The sequence below is a fragment of the Methylorubrum sp. POS3 genome (assembly GCF_043352485.1).
Classification (GTDB): Bacteria; Pseudomonadota; Alphaproteobacteria; order Rhizobiales; family Beijerinckiaceae; genus Methylobacterium; species Methylobacterium suomiense.
Map to the genome: position 1 here is coordinate 1,407,311 of NZ_JAPRBT010000001.1, position 18,324 is coordinate 1,425,634.

Below are 18,324 nucleotides of genomic sequence, written 5' to 3' on the forward strand. Positions count from 1 at the left end.
CCGCGCCCACCGCCAGGAAGGTCTGGGGATCGCGCACCAGCGTCAGCGTGTCGTTGGGGCGCACGAAGATGTTCTCGCGTGGGTTCGACACGATCGTGGTCATCGGCACCGTGACGGTGCGCCCGCTGCGCGACAGCCGCACGAAGGTCTCGGCCACCGGGGTGCGCACGCCCCCGGCCAGGGCGATCACGTCGAGCAGGCGGTCGCCCCGGCCGGTCAGGGGCACGCGGGTGCCGGTGGCGGATTCGCCGGTGACGGTCACCGATTGCGAGACCGGCCGCGTGACGCTGACGAGCACCTGCGGCTGGATCGCCTTGCCGGCGAGTTCGGCCTCGATCAGGCTCTGGACGTCCTGGGTGCGCCGTCCGGCGACTTGGATGCGGCCGGCATAGGGCACCGAGATCCCGCCGTCGGGCCCGACGATCTGCTCGGGGATCAGGGCGGATTTGGAGCCCAAGACACTGGCCAAGACACTGGCCAAGACACTGGCCAAGACACTGGCCAAGACACTGGCCAAGACACTGGCCAAGACACTGGCCAAGACATGGGCCAAGACGAAGGACCGGGATGATCGTCATCGAGGAGGGCCTGCCGACGCCGCTCGGCGCGCATTTCGACGGCCGCGGCGTCAACTTCGCCCTCTTCTCGCAGCACGCGACGGCGGTCGATCTTTGCCTGTTCGAGCCGGGCGTGCGCCACGAAACGCGCACGATCCGGCTGCCCTGCCGGACCGACGACATCTTCCACGGCTACGTCCACGGCCTGCTGCCGGGACAGCTCTACGGCTACCGCGTGTCCGGGCCCTGGGAGCCCGCCGCCGGTCACCGCTTCAACCCGGCCAAGCTCGTCCTCGACCCCTATGCCCGCGAGATCTCCGGCCGCATCCGCTGGCACGATGCGATCTTCGGCAATCGCCGCGGCGGCGTCCGCGAGGAGCAGCTCGACCGCCGCGACAGCGCCCCGTTCCTGCCGCGCTGCGTCGTGACGCGGCCGGACACCCCCGAGCCGGTGACGCTCTCGGCACCGCGACCGCTGCACGAGACGGTGATCTACGAGGCCCACGTCAAGGCGCTGACCATGACGCATCCGGCGCTCTCGGAGGCGGAGCGCGGCACCTATCTCGGTCTCGCGCATCCGGCGATCATCGAGCATCTGCTCAAGCTCGGCGTGACGGCGCTCGAACTCCTGCCGATCCAGGCCTTCGCCGACGACCGCTTCCTGGTCGACAAGGGTCTCGTGAACTTCTGGGGCTACCAGCCCTACAACTACTTCGCCCCCGAGCCGCGCTATCTCGGCGAGGGCGATGCCAGCGGCCTGCGCTTCGCGATCCGCGAACTCGCTGCGGCCGGCATCGAGACCCTGATCGACGTGGTCTACAACCACACGGCGGAGGGCGACCATCTCGGCCCGACACTCTCGTTCCGCGGCATCGACAATGTCAGCTATTACAAGCTCGACCCGAACAATCGCCGCCGCAACATCGACTGCACCGGCTGCGGCAATACCCTGAACGTCGCCCATCCCCGCGTCCTGCGGATGGTGCTCGATTCCCTGCGGCATTGGGTGACCGTCTACGGCGTGGCGGGCTTCCGCTTCGATCTCGCCTCAAGCCTGGGCCGCGCACCGCACGATTTCACCCCCGCGGCCGCCTTCTTCCAGGCGGTGGCGCAGGATCCCGTTCTGTCGCGGGTGAAGCTCATCGCCGAACCCTGGGATATCGGCATGGGCGGCTACCAGCTCGGCGGCTATCCCTATGGCTGGAGCGAGTGGAACGACCAGTTCCGCGACAACCTGCGCGGCTTCTGGCGGGGTGACCGCGGCACGCTGGCCAAGCTGACCCAGGGGCTCTCGGGCTCGCGCGAGATCTTCCTCCCATCCGGCCGCTCGCCCCTGGCCAGCATCAACTTCGTCGCCTCCCATGACGGCTTCACGCTGGCCGACGTCGTCGCCTACGAGGAGAAGCACAACGAGGCCAACGGCGAGGGAAACCGCGACGGCCACGGCCACAACCTCTCCTGCAATTACGGCGTCGAGGGGCCGACCGACGATCCGGCGATCCTGGGGAGCCGCGCCCGCCAGAAGCGGAACATGCTGGCCTGCGTGTTCTTCGCCCAGGGCGTGCCGATGCTGCTGATGGGCGACGAGCGCTCGCGCACCCAGAACGGCAACAACAACGCCTATTGCCAGGACAATGCGCTGAGCTGGATGGATTGGGAGACCGACCCCGATCCGGCTCTGGCCGAGTTCGTCGGAAATCTCGCGCAGCTCCGCCGCGTCTGCCTCTCCCTGCGACGGCGCCACTTCCTGAGGGGCGCCGAGGTCGAGGGCACCGGCCTCAAGGACGTGCACTGGCTCTCCCCGGACGCCTCCGAGATGGACGCCGCCGCCTGGGCGGACGGCGAACGCCAAGCCTTCGGCATGCAGATGAGCAACGACATCGCCGGCTCGGAGCGCGTGTTGATCCTAATGAACGCCGCGACCGCGCCCTGTCCCTTCGTTCTGCCCCTGGAGCTCGGCGGCCCGTGGCGCCCGGTCTTCGACACCACTCTGCCGACCGGCACCGTGCCCGAGGGCTCTCGGCCCCCGGTGGAAGCCGGTGGTACGGTCGATCTGCCCGAGCGGGTCGTGCTGGTGCTGAAGGCGGCGCCGGCCCTGGCCTGAGCCCCTTCTCCTCAGCTGCTACTTCTACCTGAGGATGTAATTTCTTGTAAAGCAATCAAATTGAGACGACGCTTGCCGTCCGATTCGCGGAGGGAGCGTCCATGTCCGATCCGAGATTGCCGTCCGAAATGGACGATTACATGCGGTCGCTCGGCTGGGGCGAGCATCACGATCAATGGCATTACGAGCAGCGCTACGATTTCTGGCGGCATCTGGCGGCACGCGGCGATGCCGGTGCCGCGCAGGTCGTCGCCTACGGTGACGCCAAGGGCTGGAAGCGCGCGGCGTATCAGGAAGGGGCCCCCGGCCACGGGCTGCACTTCCTGGCCATGCACCGGGCGATGTTTCAGCTCCTGGCGGAGCGGTTCCCGCAGCACCGCCCGTATCTCGCCGGATGGCCGACGCCGCCCCAGAATCCGGCCGACCGGGACGATCCGGTGCCCGGCGGCGTGCCGTTCGCTCCCGAGAAGGCCCAGGGCATCGTCGTGGTCGAGACCCAGCCATCCCGGTTCGCCACGGATGACGACTTCGCCCTCTTCCTCGAAACGGATCTCCGGCCGACTCCCACCGATCCGACGAACCGGACCCCGGATCGGCAAACCGGCCTGCACAACTGGCTCCACAACCGCTGGACCGACCCCGACAGCCCGGTCAATCTCGGCGACCCGACGGTGAACATCTTCAACGCCCGGTTCTGGCGGCTGCACGGCTGGATCGATCGGATGTGGTCGGCCTACCGGACCGCGCGGGGCGCCTCCGACGACGAGCCGCGCTACCGGGAACTGCTGGACAGCTACCGGCACATGATGGCGCATGGCGGTCATCACGACATGGCGATGGCCGGAGCGGCCGCCGCACCGCGTCCCGAGCGGCTGCGCCGCGCCTTCTCCGATTGAACATCCTGCCGGCATCCGGCCACCGGCGGATGCGGTCTCAAGACCGGACGCCTCGCCCTGGATACGCTCTGCGCGCGAGACCGCCCGGTCACGTTGCTCACGGATAACACCGCGCGCCATCTCGGCTTCGCGGGGGCTTCATGGCATCGTGAGCGCCGAGGCCGGAACGGGAGCGGGGATATGCAGGCAGGCGGCGGCGGAGCGGCTGCGGTCACGGTGGTCGATCATCCGCTCGTCCAGCACAAGCTGACGATGATGCGCGACCGCGACCGCTCGACGAAGGGATTCCGCGAGCTCCTCAACGAGATCGGCATGCTGCTGGCCTACGAGGTGACCCGCGATCTGCCGCTGGAGGCGATCTCGATCGAGACGCCGCTCCAGCGCATGGAGGGCCGCCAGATCGCCGGCAAGAAGCTCGTCCTCGCTCCGATCCTGCGCGCGGGCGTCGGCTTCCTCGACGGAATGCTCTCGCTGATGCCCTCGGCCCGCGTCGCCCATATCGGGCTCTACCGCGATCCGGACACGCTCCAGGCGGTCGAGTATTACTTCAAGAGCCCGTCCGACCTCGCCGATCGAACCGTGCTGGTGCTCGATCCGATGCTGGCCACCGCCAACTCGGCGGTGGCGGCGGTGGAACGGCTGAAGAGCCGGGGGGCGAAGGATCTGCGCTTCGTCTGCCTGCTGGCCGCCCCCGAGGGGATCGCCCGGTTCCAGGAGGCGCATCCGGACGTGCCGGTCTGGACGGCGGCGATCGACAGCCATCTCAACGAGCACGGCTACATCGTGCCGGGCCTCGGCGATGCGGGCGACCGGATGTACGGCACGCGTTAGAAAAAGACTTAACCCACCGCGCAGACCGTGCGGCAGCACCGTGTGGCCCGGCGCGAAGAGCGCCGCGCGCAGCGGCCTCGGCGTCAGCCGAGGCGTCGAGCGGAGTGAACACCCCTGAGGCCGAGGACGCGGCCGCCGGCGCTTGAGGCCCAACTTATCGCGTCGGGATCGGCGTCTCGCCGCGGTAATCGTAAAAGCCGCGCTTGGTCTTGCGACCGAGCCAGCCGGCCTCGACATATTTCACCAGCAGCGGGCAGGGGCGGTACTTCGAATCCGCCAGACCCTCGTAGAGCACCTGCATCACCGACAGGCAGGTATCGAGGCCGATGAAATCGGCGAGCTGCAGCGGACCCATCGGGTGGTTGGCGCCGAGCTTCATCGCCGTGTCGATCGACTCGACCGAGCCCACGCCCTCATAGAGCGTGTAGATCGCCTCGTTGATCATCGGCAGCAGGATGCGGTTGACGATGAAAGCCGGGAAATCCTCCGACATCGTCGAGGTCTTGCCGAGCTTGCCGATGAAGGCCTTGGCCGACTCGTAGGTCGGATCCTCCGTGGCGATGCCGCGGATCAGCTCGACGAGCTGCATCACCGGCACCGGGTTCATGAAGTGGATGCCGATGAAGCGGTCCGGCCGGTCGGTGGAGGCGGCGAGCCGGGTGATCGAGATCGAGGAGGTGTTGGTCGCCACCAGGGCGTCGGGCTTGAGCGACGGACAGAGATCCTGGAAGATCTTGCGCTTGGTCGCCTCGTCCTCGGTCGCCGCCTCGATCACCAGATCGCAGGGGCCGAGATCCGCGTAGGCGCGGGCCACGCCGATCCGCTCCAGGGCGGTGCGGCGTTGGTCCTCGCTGAGGCTGCCCTTCTGCACTTGGCGGGCGAGGTTCGCCTCGATCTGCGCGAGGCCGGCATCGAGCCGGTCGGCATCGCGGTCGTTCAGCCGGACGTCGAGGCCCGAGGCCGCGCAGACATGCGCGATGCCGGTCCCCATCTGGCCGGCACCGATGATGCCGACCGTCTTGATCTCGATGCCCATACCCGTCTCGCGTCTCACCTGCTGCGGCATCGCCGGGCGAACCGCCTGTATACCATGCGGCACTGCAACAAATGCGTCAAACCGGCCGTTCGCCGAATCCGTACGGGTGTTGTCCGCGCCCGCCGGAGCAGGCGCGGAAACGCGCGACCTTTAGCGGTCCTTCGCCTTGGCGATCTCGGCCTGCAATTCCGGCACGACCTGGAACAGGTCGCCGACGAGACCGTAATCCGCCACTTGGAAGATCGGCGCGTCCTCGTCCTTGTTGACAGCGACGATGACCTTCGAATCCTTCATGCCGGCCAGATGCTGGATCGCGCCGGAGATGCCGACGGCGACGTAGAGGTCGGGGGCGACCACCTTGCCGGTCTGGCCGACCTGCCAGTCGTTGGGGGCGTAACCCGCATCGACCGCCGCGCGGGAGGCGCCGACCGCGGCGCCGAGGGCGTCGGCCAGCGGCTCGATCAGTTCCTTGAATTTGTCTGCCGAGCCGAGCGAACGGCCGCCGGAGACGATGAACTTGGCCGAGGCCAGTTCCGGCCGATCGGACTTGGCGATCTCTTCGGATTTGTAGGCGGCGCCGAGCGCATCGGGGGTCGCGGCCGAAACCGCTTCGACGGCCGCCGCCGCGCCGCCCTCTTCCGTCGCCTTGAAGGCGGCGGTGCGCACGGTGATGACCTTCTTGCCCGCGCCCGCCTGCACGGTCTGGATCGCGTTGCCGGCATAGATCGGCCGCTCGAAGGTATCGGGCGAGACGACTTTGATGATGTCGGAGACCTGGGCGACGTCGAGCAGGGCGGCGACGCGGGGCAGGGTGTTCTTGCCGGTCGTGGTGGCGGCGGCGACGATCGCGTCGTAGCCGTCGGCGAGCGAGACGATCAGCGCCGCATTGGTCTCGGCGAGGTCGTGATCGTAGGCGCCGTCCTCGGCATTGAGGACCTTCTCGATCCCGTCGAGCTTGGCCGCGGCCTCCGCCGCCGCCTTCGAGCCGGCACCGGCGACGAGGGCGTGGATGGGGGCGCCGAGCGCCTTGGCGGCGGTGAGGGCCTTGAGGGTGCCGTCCTTGATCTTGCCGTCGGCGTGCTCGACGTAGAGGAGCGTGGTCATCGGAAGGACTTTCGGAAGAGGGGAGGGGGCGCCGCTCGACCCGGAGGGAGCGGCGCGTGAATCGCGGGGACGATCGGGAGACGCCGGATCAGAAGACCCCCGCCTCGACCTTGAGCTTCTGAACGAGCTCGGCGGCGGAGCCGACCTTGACGCCCGCCGAGCGGCCCAGCGGCTCGGCGACCTTCACCACGGTCAGCTTCGGGCTGACATCGACGCCGAGCGCGTCGGGCGCCAGTTCCTCCAGCGGCTTCTTCTTCGCCTTCATGATGTTGGGCAGCGAGGCGTAGCGCGGCTCGTTGAGGCGCAGATCCGTGGTGACGATCGCCGGCAGCTTGAGCGCCACCGTCTGCAGACCGCCATCGACTTCACGGGTCACGTCGATCGTGCCCTCGCCGAACTCCACCTTGAACGCGAAGGTGCCCTGGGGCCAGCCGAGCAGGGCCGCGAGCATCTGGCCGGTCTGGTTGGAATCGTCGTCGATCGCCTGCTTGCCGAGGATGACGAGTTCCGGATTCTCTTTGGCGACCACCGCCTTGAGGATCTTGGCGACGGCCAGCGGTTCGCAATTCACGTCGGTCTTCACCAGGATCGCCCGGTCGGCACCCATGGCCAGCGCCGTGCGCAGGGTCTCCTGCGCCTGCTGCGGTCCGATCGAGACGGCGACGATCTCGGTGGCCTTGCCCTTCTCCTTCAGGCGGATCGCCTCCTCGACGGCGATCTCGTCGAAGGGGTTCATCGACATCTTCACGTTGGCGAGTTCCACGCCCGACCCGTCGGCCTTGACGCGGATCTTCACGTTGTAGTCGACGACCCGCTTGACGGGCACGAGAACCTTCATGGCAGTCGCTTTCCTCCGCGCCGTCGGATGGCCAACCGGGCGCTCATGAGGCGGCCGCGTCTGGCTCGACGGCAATCAGATCTTGATTGTCAGGGCGGCGGGACCGTAGCGAGGCGATTTCCCGCTTGTCAACGCGCCTTATGGGCAGCGTGGTCCTGCGAAAATCAGCGGTTCTGGCCCGGCACCCAGAGCACGTCGTCGGCCCCGTCGCGATTGGCCGCCCGCCCGGCGACGAACAGGAAGTCCGACAACCGGTTGAGGTATTGCAACGCTTCCGGCGAGATCGCCTCGCTCTCGTTGGCGGACAAGGCCACCACCAGGCGCTCGGCCCGTCGGCAGACCGTGCGGGCGAGGTGGAGCGCGGCGGAGGCCGGAGAGCCGCCGGGCAGCACGAAGGATTTCAGCGGCGGGATATGGGCGTTGAGCGCGTCGATCTCGGCTTCGAGGCGCTGCACTTGGGCGGCCACCACCCGCAGGGGCTCGTAGCCAAGGGGCTCTTCGCTCGGCGGGGTCGCGAGGTCGGCGCCGAGATCGAACAGGTCGTTCTGGACCCGCGCCAGCATCGCGTCGAGGGCCGGCTCGGCGTGCAGCCGGGCGAGTCCGACGCAGGCATTGGTCTCGTCGACGGTGCCGTAGGCCTCGACCCGCAGATCCGCCTTCGAGCGGCGCTCACCGTTGGCGAGCCCTGTCGTCCCCTTGTCGCCGGTGCGGGTGTAGATGCGGTTCAGCTTGACCACGACGTCCCTCCCCACGGGCACGAAAAACCCGCCGGGCGATGGTGTTTCGCGCGCGGCGGGTCTTTGCAAGCGGGAAAACCGCGACCTCTGCGCCGATCGGGCGCTGGAAGCCGAGTACGATGAATGCCCCGCGCAGGCGGCCCCGGGACCGCGATCAGAACGTGTAGCCGACCTTGCCGCCGAAATTGGTCAGGCCGCGGTTGTCGCCGCACAGGCCCGCATTCGACATGTGCTCGACGGTGGCCATCACGCTCCATTGCGGGGTGATGCGGAAGCCGAGCGCGGCGGCCTCCCGGAAGAGGGGATTGCAGCCCAGCGTGTTGAAGCCGTAGGGCGTTTCCCCCTTCGGCCCGACATAGCCGTTATGGGCGGCGCCACCGAAGAAGCCTTCGATGAAGACGCGGCGGCCCAACGTCTCGGGGAAGAGATCGACCGTCCAGGTGCCGCCGAGATAGGCGTAGCTGGTGCGCCCGCCGGTGTTGTAGCTACCGCCGACGGTCGGACGCGGCACGAAGGCCTGCCAGAACGGATCAAGGCTGACGACCGGCTTGGCGAACAGGATCTCGCCGTTGACGTTGGCGGTGCTGAAGCCCGGCAACTTGCCCTCGGCGCTTCCCGGATCCTGCACCGAGCCGCCGATGCGGATCTCGGACACGAAGCTGTAGGGCTGCACCGGCGCGGCGTAGGGCATCGGCGCGGGCGCCCGGGCGCCGCCGAGATCGGCGGCCTGCACGGCCGTGACGGCCAGCGCACCGGCCGCGAGCAGGGCCGTCGTCCGGGCAAGGGGAAACATCATCGGCGGTACATCCATTAGAACCGCTCTCGAATACCACGCGGCCCCGGACCCATCCCGCGGATTCATCCATCGATTACGCTTTGCCTCGGCGGTGGGGCGCGCGCGCCACACTCGGCGGCGGGCAGCCGTGCCGGACGTTGTCGCCCGCGCGTCGCTTCACGCAGGGCGAGCATAGATCAGGCGGTGCGCCACCAGACCACGCCCATGATGACGATGATGGCCACGAATTGCAGGAGCACGCGCAGCCGCATCAGCTTCTGCGAGAGGTTGGCGCTCCCGCCGCGCATCATGTTGACGAGGCCGAACAGGAGGACGGCGGCCACCGCGAGGCAGGCGAGGAGAACGAGCTGATTGGCGGACATAGTGTGCGTTTCGTTCCGGTAGGAGCCTGGGCGCGCCGCGCGGGCTCATAGGGGTTGCGCGAGGGCCTGCCGCTCAGTTGCGGCGCAGCAGGCGCTCGAAATAGTCGAGTTCCTCTTGCGGGCGCGAGGGGTCGCCGAGCTTGCGCCGCAACTCCTCCATGATCCGGCGGGCGCGCTGCACCGCCGATTCGTCGGCGGTCGGCACCCGCACCCGGCCGTCGGAGATGTCGCGCCCGCGGGTCGGGCGGCCGAGCGGATCGTCGTCGGCGGCGCCGGGGCGGCCCTGCTGGCTGGATTGCTGGCCCTCGCCCTCACCCTGGCCTTCGCCCTCGGCCATCTGCTGCATCTGCTTCTGCATGCCCTCGGCGCCGCGCTTCAACCCGTCGAGGGCGCGACCCTGGGCATCGACCGCGTCGCCGCTGCGGCCCTGGCCGAGGGCGTCCTCGGCCTCGCGCATGGCATCCTCGGCATCGGCGAGGCCCTCCTCACCCTGGAGACCCTGCTGCTTCATCCGGTCCTTGAGATCCTGAAGCTGCTCGCGCAGGCCCTGCTGGCGCTGGCCCATGCTCTGGCCCTGCTGCCCCTTCTGGCCCTGGCCCTTCTGACCTTGCCCCTGCTGCCCCTGTTCGCCGGGCTGGTTCTGGCCCTGCTGTCCCTGTTGTTGCTGGCCGCGCTGCCCCTGCTGGCCCTGAGGCTGGCCGTTCTGCTGTTGCTGCTGGCCCTGCCGCTGGCGCTGACCGGGGCGGGGGCGCTCCTGGCCCTGCTGTCCATCCTTGTAGGTCTCGTCGCGCAGGTCCTGCTGGTCGCGGGACATCTGGTCGAGCTCGTCGAGCTGCCGATTCATCTCCGCCATGCCGTCGCCGGACTTCTGGCCCTGGTTCTCGGCGCTCTGGAGATTCTCGAGGGTGTTGCGCAGCTGTTCGAGCAGGCGCTGGGCCTCGGCCGTGTCGCCGCGCTGCATCGCGTCCTGCATGTCCTTCAGCATCTTCTCCAGATCGTCGGGGGTGACGGTCTTGGCGCCCTGCTGCTGCTGGCGCTGCTGACGCTCGGATTGCTGCTGGCGGTTCTGCGGATTCTGCCGCTGGCGCTCGGCGAATTCCTTCATGAACTTGTCGAGGGCCTGCTTCAGATCCTCGGTGAGCTTCTTGACCTCCTCGTCGGGGGCGCCGCGCTCGATCGCCTCCTTCAGCCGGTCCTGGGCGGCGCGCAGCGCCTTCTCGGCATCGGACAGGTCCCCGTCCTCGATCTTGAGGGCCATTTCCCACAGCAGGTCGGCGACGCCGATCAGGTCGTCATCGGTCTGGGCGGCGCGCAGGCGCTTGGCCGCAGTGGTGAGGCCGAGGAAGATCGCGGGTTCCGGCGTGAACTGGTCGGGCGCGATCAGGAGCGCGTCCAGAGCCGTCTGGACGCGCTTGCGGTCGGAATCCGGCGCGGTGACGAGGCGGCGCCGCTCCTCCGCCAGGGAACGGGCGAGCGCCTTGCCGAAGGGGCGCGCCGGGAGCGTCGTCTCGGCGGGCTGCGTCCGGCCTTCCTGCCCGGCCTCGTCGCGCACCACGAGCGTCAGCCGCACGCGGGCCCCGGACCACGGATTGTCGGTGAGGTCGACGAGGGTCTTGGTGTCGTGCTCGCCGGTGGCGTCGGCGGGCAGGGCGAGGGCGATCTTCGGCACCGGCACGAGCGAGCGGCCGGGCTTCAGCGGCTCGACCAGCCCCTCGGCGGAGGCGATGCCGTAATCGTCCTTGGCCCGGTAGGTCAGGGAGAAGGTGCCGCGCCCGTTCACCTCCAGCCCGCCGACCTGGCTGACCTCGGGCGCAAGATCGGGAATCGTCTCGACGACGAGGCGCTGGGGCTCGGAGCCGGAGGCGGCGATGCCGAGTTCGGCCGTGCCGCCAATGAGGCGGAAGCGCTCCTCGCGCAGCGAGGTCCGGGCTTCGGCCGCTTGGCCAGTCCCTTGGCTCAGGGCGCGGCGCGGGGCGGGCCTGTCGGTGCCCGCCTCCTTCTCGACCGGGACCAAGGCGGCATTCGGGGTCAGCTGCGCTTCACCCTGGCCGGCGATACGCACGATCAGGGTCGAATTCACCGGCGCGCGCAGGCGCTGAACCGCGTCCTTGCCGCCGGACATGGCAACGATCAGCGGCGGCACCCGCGTGTAGATCGGCGGATCGATCCAGCCGTCGACCCGGAAGCTGGGGGCGGCGGCCGGGGGCTCGCGCCAGTCGAAGGCGGCCGCCACACGACCGCGCCATTCCGGACCGGCGACGAACAGGGCCGCGAGCGTCGCGACCAGGGCGCCGGCCCGCAGCGCCCGGGGATCGTGCCGGGGCATGTCGGGCCGCGGTCGGCCGACGCGCAGCCGCGCCACGGCGGCGGCGGCCCGCGACTGGTGCAGGGCCCAGAGCGCCCGGGTCGCCGGATCGGTCCCGCCGACGGCGAGCGTGTCCTCGATCGCCGAGGCGGGATCGTGGGCGAGCCGGCTCCCGCTTCCGCCGGTCCGGGCAGCCTCCCGGTCGATCCGGGACAATGCCTCGCGCCGGCTCGGCCGCGCGATGCGCAGCAGCGGCACGAAGGCGGCGAGGGCGAGCAGCGCGAACAGGCCGAGCCCGATCATGCGCCAGACCGGCGACAGGTCGAGCCAGAGGCCGAGCCAGGAGACGGTGAGGAACAGGAGCCCGACACCCAGCGGGCGCCACAGCACCGGCCAGACCCGTTCCCATAGGCCCGCCGCCCGTGCGCCGGCCACGAGCCGGTCGAGGCGCCGCCGCGCGTCGCCGTGCTGCGGCCCGGCCTCAGGGCTCGTCCGTTGCGCCTCGGTCATCGTGATCGGTCGCGGCTCCCGCATCGTCGGTCGGAAGCTAGCATGGTGGCGGGCCGGCACCATCGGGTCAAATCCGCCCAGCCGCGCTTGGCCGCCGCGGCGTCCCTCCCCCTCCGCAGGGGAGGGTTTTACCCCAGCCAGTCGGGCATTCTGTCGAGGCGGATCAGATCCTCGTAGCTGGGCCGCGGGCGCACCACCGCCGAGCGGTCTCCCCTCACCAGCACCTCGGGCACGAGGCGGCGGCTGTTGTATGTACCGGCCTGGACCGCGCCGTAGGCCCCCGCGCTCATGACGGCGATCAGGTCGCCGGCCCCGACCTCGGGCATCTCGCGGGCCAGCGCGAGGTAATCGCCGGTCTCGCAGACCGGGCCGACCACGTCGGCGGTGATGCGGGGGGCATCGGGCGCGGCCTCGACGACCGGGCGCAGTCCGTGGAACGCCTCGTAGAGGGTCGGGCGGATCAGGTCGTTCATCGCCGCATCGACGATGACGAAGGTCTTGGCCTCGGTCGGCTTCACGTAGACCACGCGGGTGACGAGGATGCCGGCATTGCCGGCGATCATCCGGCCGATCTCGAAGACCGGGCGCAGGCCCAGGGGCTGGAATTGCGGGCGCAGGATCGCCGCCAAAGCCGCCGGGTCCGGCGGCGGGGCATTGTCGTCGCGGTAGGGGATGCCGAGGCCGCCGCCGAAATCGACGTGATGCAGCGCGTGCCCGTCGGCGAGCAGGGCGCCGGCCAGTTCGCAGAGGCGGCGCGCCGCGCTCGCGAAGGGGGCGAGATCGGTGATCTGGCTGCCGATATGGGTGTCGACGCCGACGAGTTGCAGCCCCGGCATCCGGGCGGCGCGGGCATAGACCTCGCGGGCGCGGGTGATCGGGATGCCGAACTTGTTCTCGGACTTGCCGGTCGAGATCTTGGCATGCGTCAGCGCGTCGACGTCGGGATTGACCCGGATCGAGACCGGCGCGCGCTCGCCCCGCGAGGCGGCGACCTCGGACAGGGCCGCCAGTTCCGGCTCGCTCTCGACGTTGAAGCAGAGGATGCCGGCCTCCAGGGCCGCGGCCATCTCCTCCTTCGTCTTGCCGACGCCGGAGAAGACGATGCGCTCCCCCGGAACGCCCGCGGCGAGGGCGCGGCGCAGCTCGCCCTCGGAGACGATGTCCATGCCGGCTCCCCGGCGGGCCAGGGTCGCGAGCACCGCCTGGTTGGAATTCGCCTTCATGGCGAAGCACACCAGCGCGTCGTCGCCGGCGAAGGCGTCGGCGAAGACGCGGTAATGCCGCTCCAGCGTCGCGGTGCTGTAGCAGTAGAACGGGGTGCCGACCTCCGCGGCGAGTGCGGTCAGATCGACATCCTCCGCGTGGAGGCGTCCGTCGCGGTAATGGAAATGGTGCATGGCAGGCTTTGTGAGGGCCGCGCGGCGCTCCGGGAGGCCCCCGGCGCATCGCTGTCGCCCGCGTCTTTAGAGCACGATGCGGAAAAGTGGAATCCGGTTTTCCGGAATCATCGTGCGACCGCAAAGAGATAGAGCGTGCCGCTGTTTCCGTGGAAATGCAGCGCGCGCTCCATCGGAGGCGCCGCCCGAAAGCGGTTCGTCGCCCGGCGATCCGCCGCGATCAGAGGATCGCGTCGAGGATGAACGGCTCCTTCGGCACCCGGTAGCCGCGCTTGGCACCGCGGGAGGTGGTGACCGGCACGCCGTCGGCGGCCGGCGGAATCGCCGCGGGGCTCAGCTCGTCGCCGGCCTGCACGGCGTCCGGATCGGGTGCGGCGGCCCGGTCGCCGACGCCGACGCTGGTGGTCGGCAGGGCCCGCGGCGAGGCCAGCGCGCCCGGTCGCGCGGCGGCGGGAGCGACATTCGCCGAAGCGGTGCCGGGAGGCTCCAGCCCACCACGGCGCCCGCAGGCGGTGCAGGCGAGCGCGACAAGGCCGATCGCGATCAGGGCGGACAGACGGGAGGACATCGGCAGTTCCGGCACAGGTTCCGGCGACAGCTTAGCCGTTGCCGGCCCGCCGCGCGAGCCCGGCAGGGCCACAGGGCTGCCGAACGCGGCAAGCGCGGCCGGGTTGGGACCGAAGGCGGCTGCTACTCGGCGGCGGCCGCCGCCTTCGGCGGTTCGCGCTCGACGGTGCGGAAGGATTCGAGCTCGGCCATGAAGCTGCGGGCCCACCAATCCACGTCCTCGCGCAGCATGCGCTCGGCCATCGGCTTCCAGCGCTCCAGCCGCTCGGCCCGGGGCATGTAGAGCGCCTGCCGGATCGCCTCCGCCACCTCGAAGCGGTCGTAGGGATTGACCAGGAGCGCCTCGGGCAGCTGGCGCGCCGCGCCGGCGAACTTGGACAGGACGAGGACGCCCGGATCTTCCTCGCTCTGCGCGACGACGTATTCCTTGGCCACCAAGTTCATCCCGTCGCGCATCGGCGTGACGAGCCCGACCCGGGCGGCACGGTAGAGGCCGGCGAGCACCGGGCGGGGATAGGCCTTGGTGACGTACTGGATCGGCGTCCAGGCCGGCTCGCCGAGCGTCCCGTTGATGTCGCCGACCTTCTCGTTCACCTCGCGGGAGAGCTGCTCGTATTCCGGCACCTCGCTGCGGGATTTCGGCGTGATCTGGATGTAGACGACGTTGCCGCGCTGATCGGGGTTCGAGGCGAAGAAGCGATCCACCGCCTCCATGCGCTCGGGCACGCCCTTCGAGTAATCGAGCCGGTCGACGCCGATGAGAAGCTTGCGGGTGCGCAGACCCGCCATGGTCTCGCGCACGACCTTGTTGGAACCGGCCCGATCCGCCGCCTCCTTGAAACCGGCCACGTCGATGCCGATCGGGAAGGAACGGATGCGGGTGCGGCGCCCATCGACCATCAGGGCACCGCCGCCCAGCGGGATCGCCCGCATCGTGTCGATGAAATTGCGCGAGAGGTTCTGGACGTCCGCGTCGGTCTGGAGGCCGATCAGGTCGTAATCGGCCATGGCGCGCAGCAGCTCGTTGCTCGCCGGCAGCGTGTTGAACACGTCCGCCGCGGGCCACGGGATGTGGTGGAAGTAGCCGATCGGGTTGGCGATGCCCTGGCCGCGCAATTCACTCGCGAGCGGCAGCAGGTGATAGTCGTGCACCCAGATCAGATCGTCGGGCTCGACGAGCTTGGCGAGCGCACGGGCGAAGTTCTGGTTGACGCGCTGATAGCCGGCGTAATCCGAGCGCGAGAAGGTGCCCAGGCCGATGCGGTAATGCATGATCGGCCAGAGGGCCCGGTTGGCGAACCCGGCATAATATTCGCGGTGATCCTGGGGCGAGAGGTCGAGAACGGCATACTGGATCGGACCGCGATCGATCAGCTCCGGTTCGGAGCTCGCATCCTCGCAGATATTGCCGCTCCAGCCGAACCAGAGGCCCTCGTAGGAGGAGAACGCCTCCTTGACCGCCACGGCGAGGCCGCCGGCGGAGACCGCGTCCTTGCCCTCGGCGGGCACGGCGACGCGATTCGAGACGATGATCAGACGTGCCACGAACCCGGCTCCGGTCCTCGTTGCAGCGGATGCAGGGAATGCGCCCGCCTGTAGAGTCTTAAACGTCCGTGGGAAAACGCGCGGAACCCTCGCGTGATCCGTCGTGGCGCAGCCAAGCGCATCGCCTCCCGCCGGTCAAGCGAGCAGAACGGGTTCCGACGCTCTGCCGCATGACAGGAGCGGAGGTTCGGGCCCCCCGTCACCGATCCGACACGGGACGGCAACGAATCAGCCATACGTTGCGCCGCGCGCCTCGTCACAAGCGCTGGCACAAGTCTTTGCACGGTCCCGCGTATGACCACAGACGGCGCTCCTTCCAGAGCGATGCATCGTCACCCGCCCACCGAGGCGCAACGGGATGTCTGGAAGGGGAACCCCGCCGCAGGGCCATTGGTTCTCCGGCCGAATCCTATTGCGGCCGTCGCACCCGGCGCCGGTCGCTCTTTCCGCTTCTTCGTTGCAGGAGTTGAGACCATGACTGCCTCCGCGTCACCGGATCCCGTCGGCGGGGCCGATCCCGCCGCCCGCCAAGCCGATCTGAAGGATCTGCGCCACGACGTCGAGGATACGGCCCATGTGGCCGTCGAGCGCGGCCGGGGCCTCGCGGCGGCCGCCCGCCAGCAGGCCTTGGATTACGTCGACCAGCGCAAGGGCGAAGCCGCCCGCTCTGTCGGCGATCTCGCGAAGTCCGTGCGCGATTCCGGGCAGACCTTCGAGGATCGCCCCAATATCCGCGCCTTCTTCGACAGCGCCGCCGACGGTCTCGATGACCTCGCCGGCTCGATCGAGCGGCGCGGCCTCGATGACTTCTACGCCGAGGCCGAGGCCTTCGCCCGGCGCTCGCCGGTGACGACGGCGGTGGCGACCTTTGCGGCGGGCTTCCTGTTGGCCCGCTTCGTCAAGGCATCGGGCCAGACCGAGCGTAGCGACCGGTACGACGACGGCTATCGGGCCTGAGGACGGAGACGACCACGATGGCAAGTCCTCCCCCCCCACCGCCGCCGTCGTCCTCGATCCAGGCTCTGATCGCGGACGCCCTGCGCGAGGCGAGCGAACTCGCCGGCAAAGAGATCGCGCTCTTCCGCTCCGAGATGACGAGCAATGTCCGCTCGCTGTTCGTCGGTCTCGGCATGATGGTCTTCGCCGCGGTGTTCGCGGTGACCGCGATGCTGGTGCTGATCGGCGCATTGGTGAAATACGTCGCGACCCTCGTGAACTCGGAATGGCTCGCCGCGCTCCTCGTCGGTGGCGTGCTGCTCCTCATCGCGGTGATCCTCGGCATCGTCGGTGCCCGGGCGATGTCGCTCTCCAACCTCGCCCCGACCCGGACCACGCGGCAGGTCCGGCAGGATGCCCGCGCGTTGACGGAAAGGGTTTCGGGATGAGCGAATCGATCTCGGATCTGGAAAAGGACATCGAGCAGCGCCGCGCCCGGCTCGACGAAACGATCGACCGCATCCAGGGGCGCCTCAACGCGTCGAGCCTCGTCGACGAGATGCTCGGTTCGGCCCGGCGTACGCCCTATAGCGGCTTCTACGACGAGGCCCTCGACACGGTTCGGCGCAACCCCGTGCCGGTGCTGCTGATCGCGGCAGGCGTCGGTCTCCTCCTCAATGGGATGCGCAACGGCCGCCAGCGGGCGAGCCGCGCCGTGGTCCCGGTGGAGATCAAGCCCGTCACCGTGACCGGTGCCGACCGCACCTACGATCCCGACGCTCCGGCCGGGAGGCCTCCGCACGACCTGTCCGGCGAGCGACAGATCTGACCCCCGACCCCGCTTGAGCCCGCCTGCGGCGCCGGGATCGACCCCGCGCCGCCGCACCGCCCGAAATCGGAGCCCATCATGACGCAGAACCCCACCTCACCCCTCACGCCGGAAGGCACGCCGGTCGAGACGCTGCCGGAGCACCTGGCCGCCAAGGCCGGCATGCCGCGCTCCGGGAGCCTCGACCATACCCTGCACGCCGCCTCCGAGCGCGCCACCGCCCAGGGCCGCGACGCCAATGCCCGCCTTCAGCAGGGCCTGCACGACACGACCCGTGAAGCGTCCAACGAGGCCGCGAACCTGCGTGACCGCGCGGCGGAGCAGGCTTCGAACCTGCGTGATCAGGCCGCCGACAAGGCTGCGGAGTTGCGCGACCAGGCGACCGACAAGGCCGCGGAATTGCGCGATCGCGCCGGCGAGACGCTGCGCTCGGCCCGCGAGCGGGCCGGCGAGACCTACGAGGAGGCTCGCTCCTGGGCCGAGGACCGCTACGACACGCATCGTCAGAACGCCGCCGATCTCGCCGATCGCGGCGCGCGGCAGCTGCGCCGCGGCCGCACCGCCACCGAGGAGTTCATCTCGGAGAATCCGTTGCTCGTCGGCGTGGTCGGTCTCGCCGCCGGCCTGCTGCTCGGGGCGCTCCTGCCGCGCACGCGCCAGGAAGACCGGGCGCTCGGCCCCTACGCCGACGACCTGCGCGACCAGGGCGTTCGCTACGCCCGCGACCTGACCCAGCGCGGCCGCTCCTTCGTCGAGACCGCCCTCGACCCCGAGAACATCGACGCCGCCGTCCAGCGTGCCTCGGCTCCCCCCTCAGGTTCGGCCACCGGTCGGGACGAGCGCGACGAGGCGGAGCGGACGGCGCATCGGCTCTGAAGACCCACCGATCCCCCTCATCCTGAGGCGGCGACGCGCACAATTGCCGTCGAAGGAAGGCTCCGGACGTCTTAGCAATCCCCGGAGCCCTCCTTCGA

The 18,324-nt window shown here is 69.6% G+C and carries 17 protein-coding genes and 1 pseudogene; 7 read left to right on the forward strand and 11 right to left on the reverse strand.

Annotated elements, in window-relative coordinates:
- Nucleotides 1-454 (reverse strand): annotated as a pseudogene (locus OWC43_RS06660) (polysaccharide biosynthesis/export family protein); the annotation flags it as partial.
- A gap of 113 nt (nucleotides 455-567) precedes the next feature.
- Here OWC43_RS06660 and glgX point away from each other — a divergent pair.
- The 3 genes from glgX (at nucleotide 568) to upp (ending at nucleotide 4,388) form a co-directional block, all read left to right on the forward strand.
- Nucleotides 568-2,661 carry a glycogen debranching protein GlgX gene (gene glgX / locus OWC43_RS06665; protein ID WP_393956121.1) on the forward strand — a complete coding sequence of 698 codons (2,094 nt, stop codon included), beginning with the start codon at nucleotides 568-570 and terminating at the stop codon, nucleotides 2,659-2,661.
- Between the two features lie 101 nt (nucleotides 2,662-2,762).
- The gene (locus OWC43_RS06670; RefSeq protein ID WP_393956122.1) at nucleotides 2,763-3,557 is read left to right on the forward strand and encodes a hypothetical protein; all 795 of its coding nucleotides are present in this window, start codon (nucleotides 2,763-2,765) and stop codon (nucleotides 3,555-3,557) included.
- 180 nt (nucleotides 3,558-3,737) lie between these two features.
- Nucleotides 3,738-4,388 carry a uracil phosphoribosyltransferase gene (upp, locus tag OWC43_RS06675; protein WP_393956123.1) on the forward strand — a complete coding sequence of 217 codons (651 nt, stop codon included), beginning with the start codon at nucleotides 3,738-3,740 and terminating at the stop codon, nucleotides 4,386-4,388.
- Between the two features lie 154 nt (nucleotides 4,389-4,542).
- Here the strand turns inward: upp and OWC43_RS06680 are convergent, their stop codons facing one another.
- The 10 genes from OWC43_RS06680 to OWC43_RS06725 form a co-directional block, all read right to left on the reverse strand.
- Nucleotides 4,543-5,424, reverse strand: a complete 882-nt coding sequence (locus tag OWC43_RS06680; protein WP_137830472.1) for a 3-hydroxybutyryl-CoA dehydrogenase — start codon at nucleotides 5,422-5,424, stop codon at nucleotides 4,543-4,545.
- Between the two features lie 150 nt (nucleotides 5,425-5,574).
- Complete coding sequence (locus OWC43_RS06685) at nucleotides 5,575-6,528, reverse strand: electron transfer flavoprotein subunit alpha/FixB family protein (protein ID WP_137830454.1); 954 nt, start codon at nucleotides 6,526-6,528, stop codon at nucleotides 5,575-5,577.
- 88 nt (nucleotides 6,529-6,616) lie between these two features.
- The gene (locus OWC43_RS06690; RefSeq protein WP_393956124.1) at nucleotides 6,617-7,366 is read right to left on the reverse strand and encodes an electron transfer flavoprotein subunit beta/FixA family protein; all 750 of its coding nucleotides are present in this window, start codon (nucleotides 7,364-7,366) and stop codon (nucleotides 6,617-6,619) included.
- A 164-nt stretch (nucleotides 7,367-7,530) separates the two neighbouring features.
- Nucleotides 7,531-8,103: a cob(I)yrinic acid a,c-diamide adenosyltransferase gene (locus OWC43_RS06695; RefSeq protein WP_137830456.1), complete on the reverse strand. Its 573-nt coding sequence runs from the start codon at nucleotides 8,101-8,103 to the stop codon at nucleotides 7,531-7,533.
- 154 nt (nucleotides 8,104-8,257) lie between these two features.
- Nucleotides 8,258-8,899 (reverse strand): acyloxyacyl hydrolase, encoded by a 642-nt coding sequence (locus OWC43_RS06700; protein WP_373324333.1) that lies wholly within the window; start codon nucleotides 8,897-8,899, stop codon nucleotides 8,258-8,260.
- 176 nt (nucleotides 8,900-9,075) lie between these two features.
- On the reverse strand, nucleotides 9,076-9,261 hold the full coding sequence (locus OWC43_RS06705; RefSeq protein WP_137830457.1) for a twin transmembrane helix small protein: 186 nt from the start codon (nucleotides 9,259-9,261) through the stop codon (nucleotides 9,076-9,078).
- A 73-nt stretch (nucleotides 9,262-9,334) separates the two neighbouring features.
- Nucleotides 9,335-12,076 (reverse strand): TIGR02302 family protein, encoded by a 2,742-nt coding sequence (locus tag OWC43_RS06710; protein ID WP_393956125.1) that lies wholly within the window; start codon nucleotides 12,074-12,076, stop codon nucleotides 9,335-9,337.
- 128 nt (nucleotides 12,077-12,204) lie between these two features.
- Nucleotides 12,205-13,473 carry a diaminopimelate decarboxylase gene (gene lysA / locus OWC43_RS06715; protein WP_393956126.1) on the reverse strand — a complete coding sequence of 423 codons (1,269 nt, stop codon included), beginning with the start codon at nucleotides 13,471-13,473 and terminating at the stop codon, nucleotides 12,205-12,207.
- A gap of 220 nt (nucleotides 13,474-13,693) precedes the next feature.
- On the reverse strand, nucleotides 13,694-14,041 hold the full coding sequence (locus OWC43_RS06720) for a hypothetical protein (protein ID WP_393956127.1): 348 nt from the start codon (nucleotides 14,039-14,041) through the stop codon (nucleotides 13,694-13,696).
- Between the two features lie 122 nt (nucleotides 14,042-14,163).
- Nucleotides 14,164-15,585 (reverse strand): trehalose-6-phosphate synthase, encoded by a 1,422-nt coding sequence (locus OWC43_RS06725; RefSeq protein WP_393956128.1) that lies wholly within the window; start codon nucleotides 15,583-15,585, stop codon nucleotides 14,164-14,166.
- A 474-nt stretch (nucleotides 15,586-16,059) separates the two neighbouring features.
- Between OWC43_RS06725 and OWC43_RS06730 the strand changes: the two genes are divergently transcribed.
- The 4 genes from OWC43_RS06730 to OWC43_RS06745 all read left to right on the forward strand — a co-directional run bounded on the left by OWC43_RS06730 (nucleotide 16,060) and on the right by OWC43_RS06745 (nucleotide 18,226).
- Complete coding sequence (locus OWC43_RS06730; protein ID WP_137830462.1) at nucleotides 16,060-16,542, forward strand: hypothetical protein; 483 nt, start codon at nucleotides 16,060-16,062, stop codon at nucleotides 16,540-16,542.
- A 17-nt stretch (nucleotides 16,543-16,559) separates the two neighbouring features.
- Nucleotides 16,560-16,970 carry a phage holin family protein gene (locus OWC43_RS06735; protein WP_137830463.1) on the forward strand — a complete coding sequence of 137 codons (411 nt, stop codon included), beginning with the start codon at nucleotides 16,560-16,562 and terminating at the stop codon, nucleotides 16,968-16,970.
- Entirely contained in the window at nucleotides 16,967-17,350 is a 384-nt protein-coding gene (locus OWC43_RS06740; RefSeq protein ID WP_137830464.1) for a DUF3618 domain-containing protein, read from the forward strand. Before OWC43_RS06735 ends, OWC43_RS06740 begins: the two co-directional genes overlap by 4 nt.
- Nucleotides 17,351-17,428: 78 nt before the next feature.
- On the forward strand, nucleotides 17,429-18,226 hold the full coding sequence (locus tag OWC43_RS06745; RefSeq protein ID WP_393956129.1) for a hypothetical protein: 798 nt from the start codon (nucleotides 17,429-17,431) through the stop codon (nucleotides 18,224-18,226).
- Nucleotides 18,227-18,324 lie beyond the last annotated feature (98 nt).

What these genes read in the sequence shown, in the direction of transcription:
- upp (WP_393956123.1), top strand. Translation starts at nt 3,738, where the DNA reads ATGCAGGCAGGCGGCGGCGGAGCGGCTGCGGTCACGGTGGTCGATCAT.
- OWC43_RS06680 (WP_137830472.1), bottom strand. Translation starts at nt 5,424, where the DNA reads ATGGGCATCGAGATCAAGACGGTCGGCATCATCGGTGCCGGCCAGATG.
- OWC43_RS06710 (WP_393956125.1), bottom strand. Translation starts at nt 12,076, where the DNA reads ATGACCGAGGCGCAACGGACGAGCCCTGAGGCCGGGCCGCAGCACGGC.
- OWC43_RS06735 (WP_137830463.1), top strand. Translation starts at nt 16,560, where the DNA reads ATGGCAAGTCCTCCCCCCCCACCGCCGCCGTCGTCCTCGATCCAGGCT.
- glgX (WP_393956121.1), top strand. Translation starts at nt 568, where the DNA reads ATGATCGTCATCGAGGAGGGCCTGCCGACGCCGCTCGGCGCGCATTTC.
- OWC43_RS06720 (WP_393956127.1), bottom strand. Translation starts at nt 14,041, where the DNA reads ATGTCCTCCCGTCTGTCCGCCCTGATCGCGATCGGCCTTGTCGCGCTC.
- OWC43_RS06690 (WP_393956124.1), bottom strand. Translation starts at nt 7,366, where the DNA reads ATGAAGGTTCTCGTGCCCGTCAAGCGGGTCGTCGACTACAACGTGAAG.
- OWC43_RS06700 (WP_373324333.1), bottom strand. Translation starts at nt 8,899, where the DNA reads ATGATGTTTCCCCTTGCCCGGACGACGGCCCTGCTCGCGGCCGGTGCG.
- lysA (WP_393956126.1), bottom strand. Translation starts at nt 13,473, where the DNA reads ATGCACCATTTCCATTACCGCGACGGACGCCTCCACGCGGAGGATGTC.
- OWC43_RS06745 (WP_393956129.1), top strand. Translation starts at nt 17,429, where the DNA reads ATGACGCAGAACCCCACCTCACCCCTCACGCCGGAAGGCACGCCGGTC.
- OWC43_RS06685 (WP_137830454.1), bottom strand. Translation starts at nt 6,528, where the DNA reads ATGACCACGCTCCTCTACGTCGAGCACGCCGACGGCAAGATCAAGGAC.
- OWC43_RS06730 (WP_137830462.1), top strand. Translation starts at nt 16,060, where the DNA reads ATGACTGCCTCCGCGTCACCGGATCCCGTCGGCGGGGCCGATCCCGCC.
- OWC43_RS06705 (WP_137830457.1), bottom strand. Translation starts at nt 9,261, where the DNA reads ATGTCCGCCAATCAGCTCGTTCTCCTCGCCTGCCTCGCGGTGGCCGCC.
- OWC43_RS06740 (WP_137830464.1), top strand. Translation starts at nt 16,967, where the DNA reads ATGAGCGAATCGATCTCGGATCTGGAAAAGGACATCGAGCAGCGCCGC.
- OWC43_RS06670 (WP_393956122.1), top strand. Translation starts at nt 2,763, where the DNA reads ATGTCCGATCCGAGATTGCCGTCCGAAATGGACGATTACATGCGGTCG.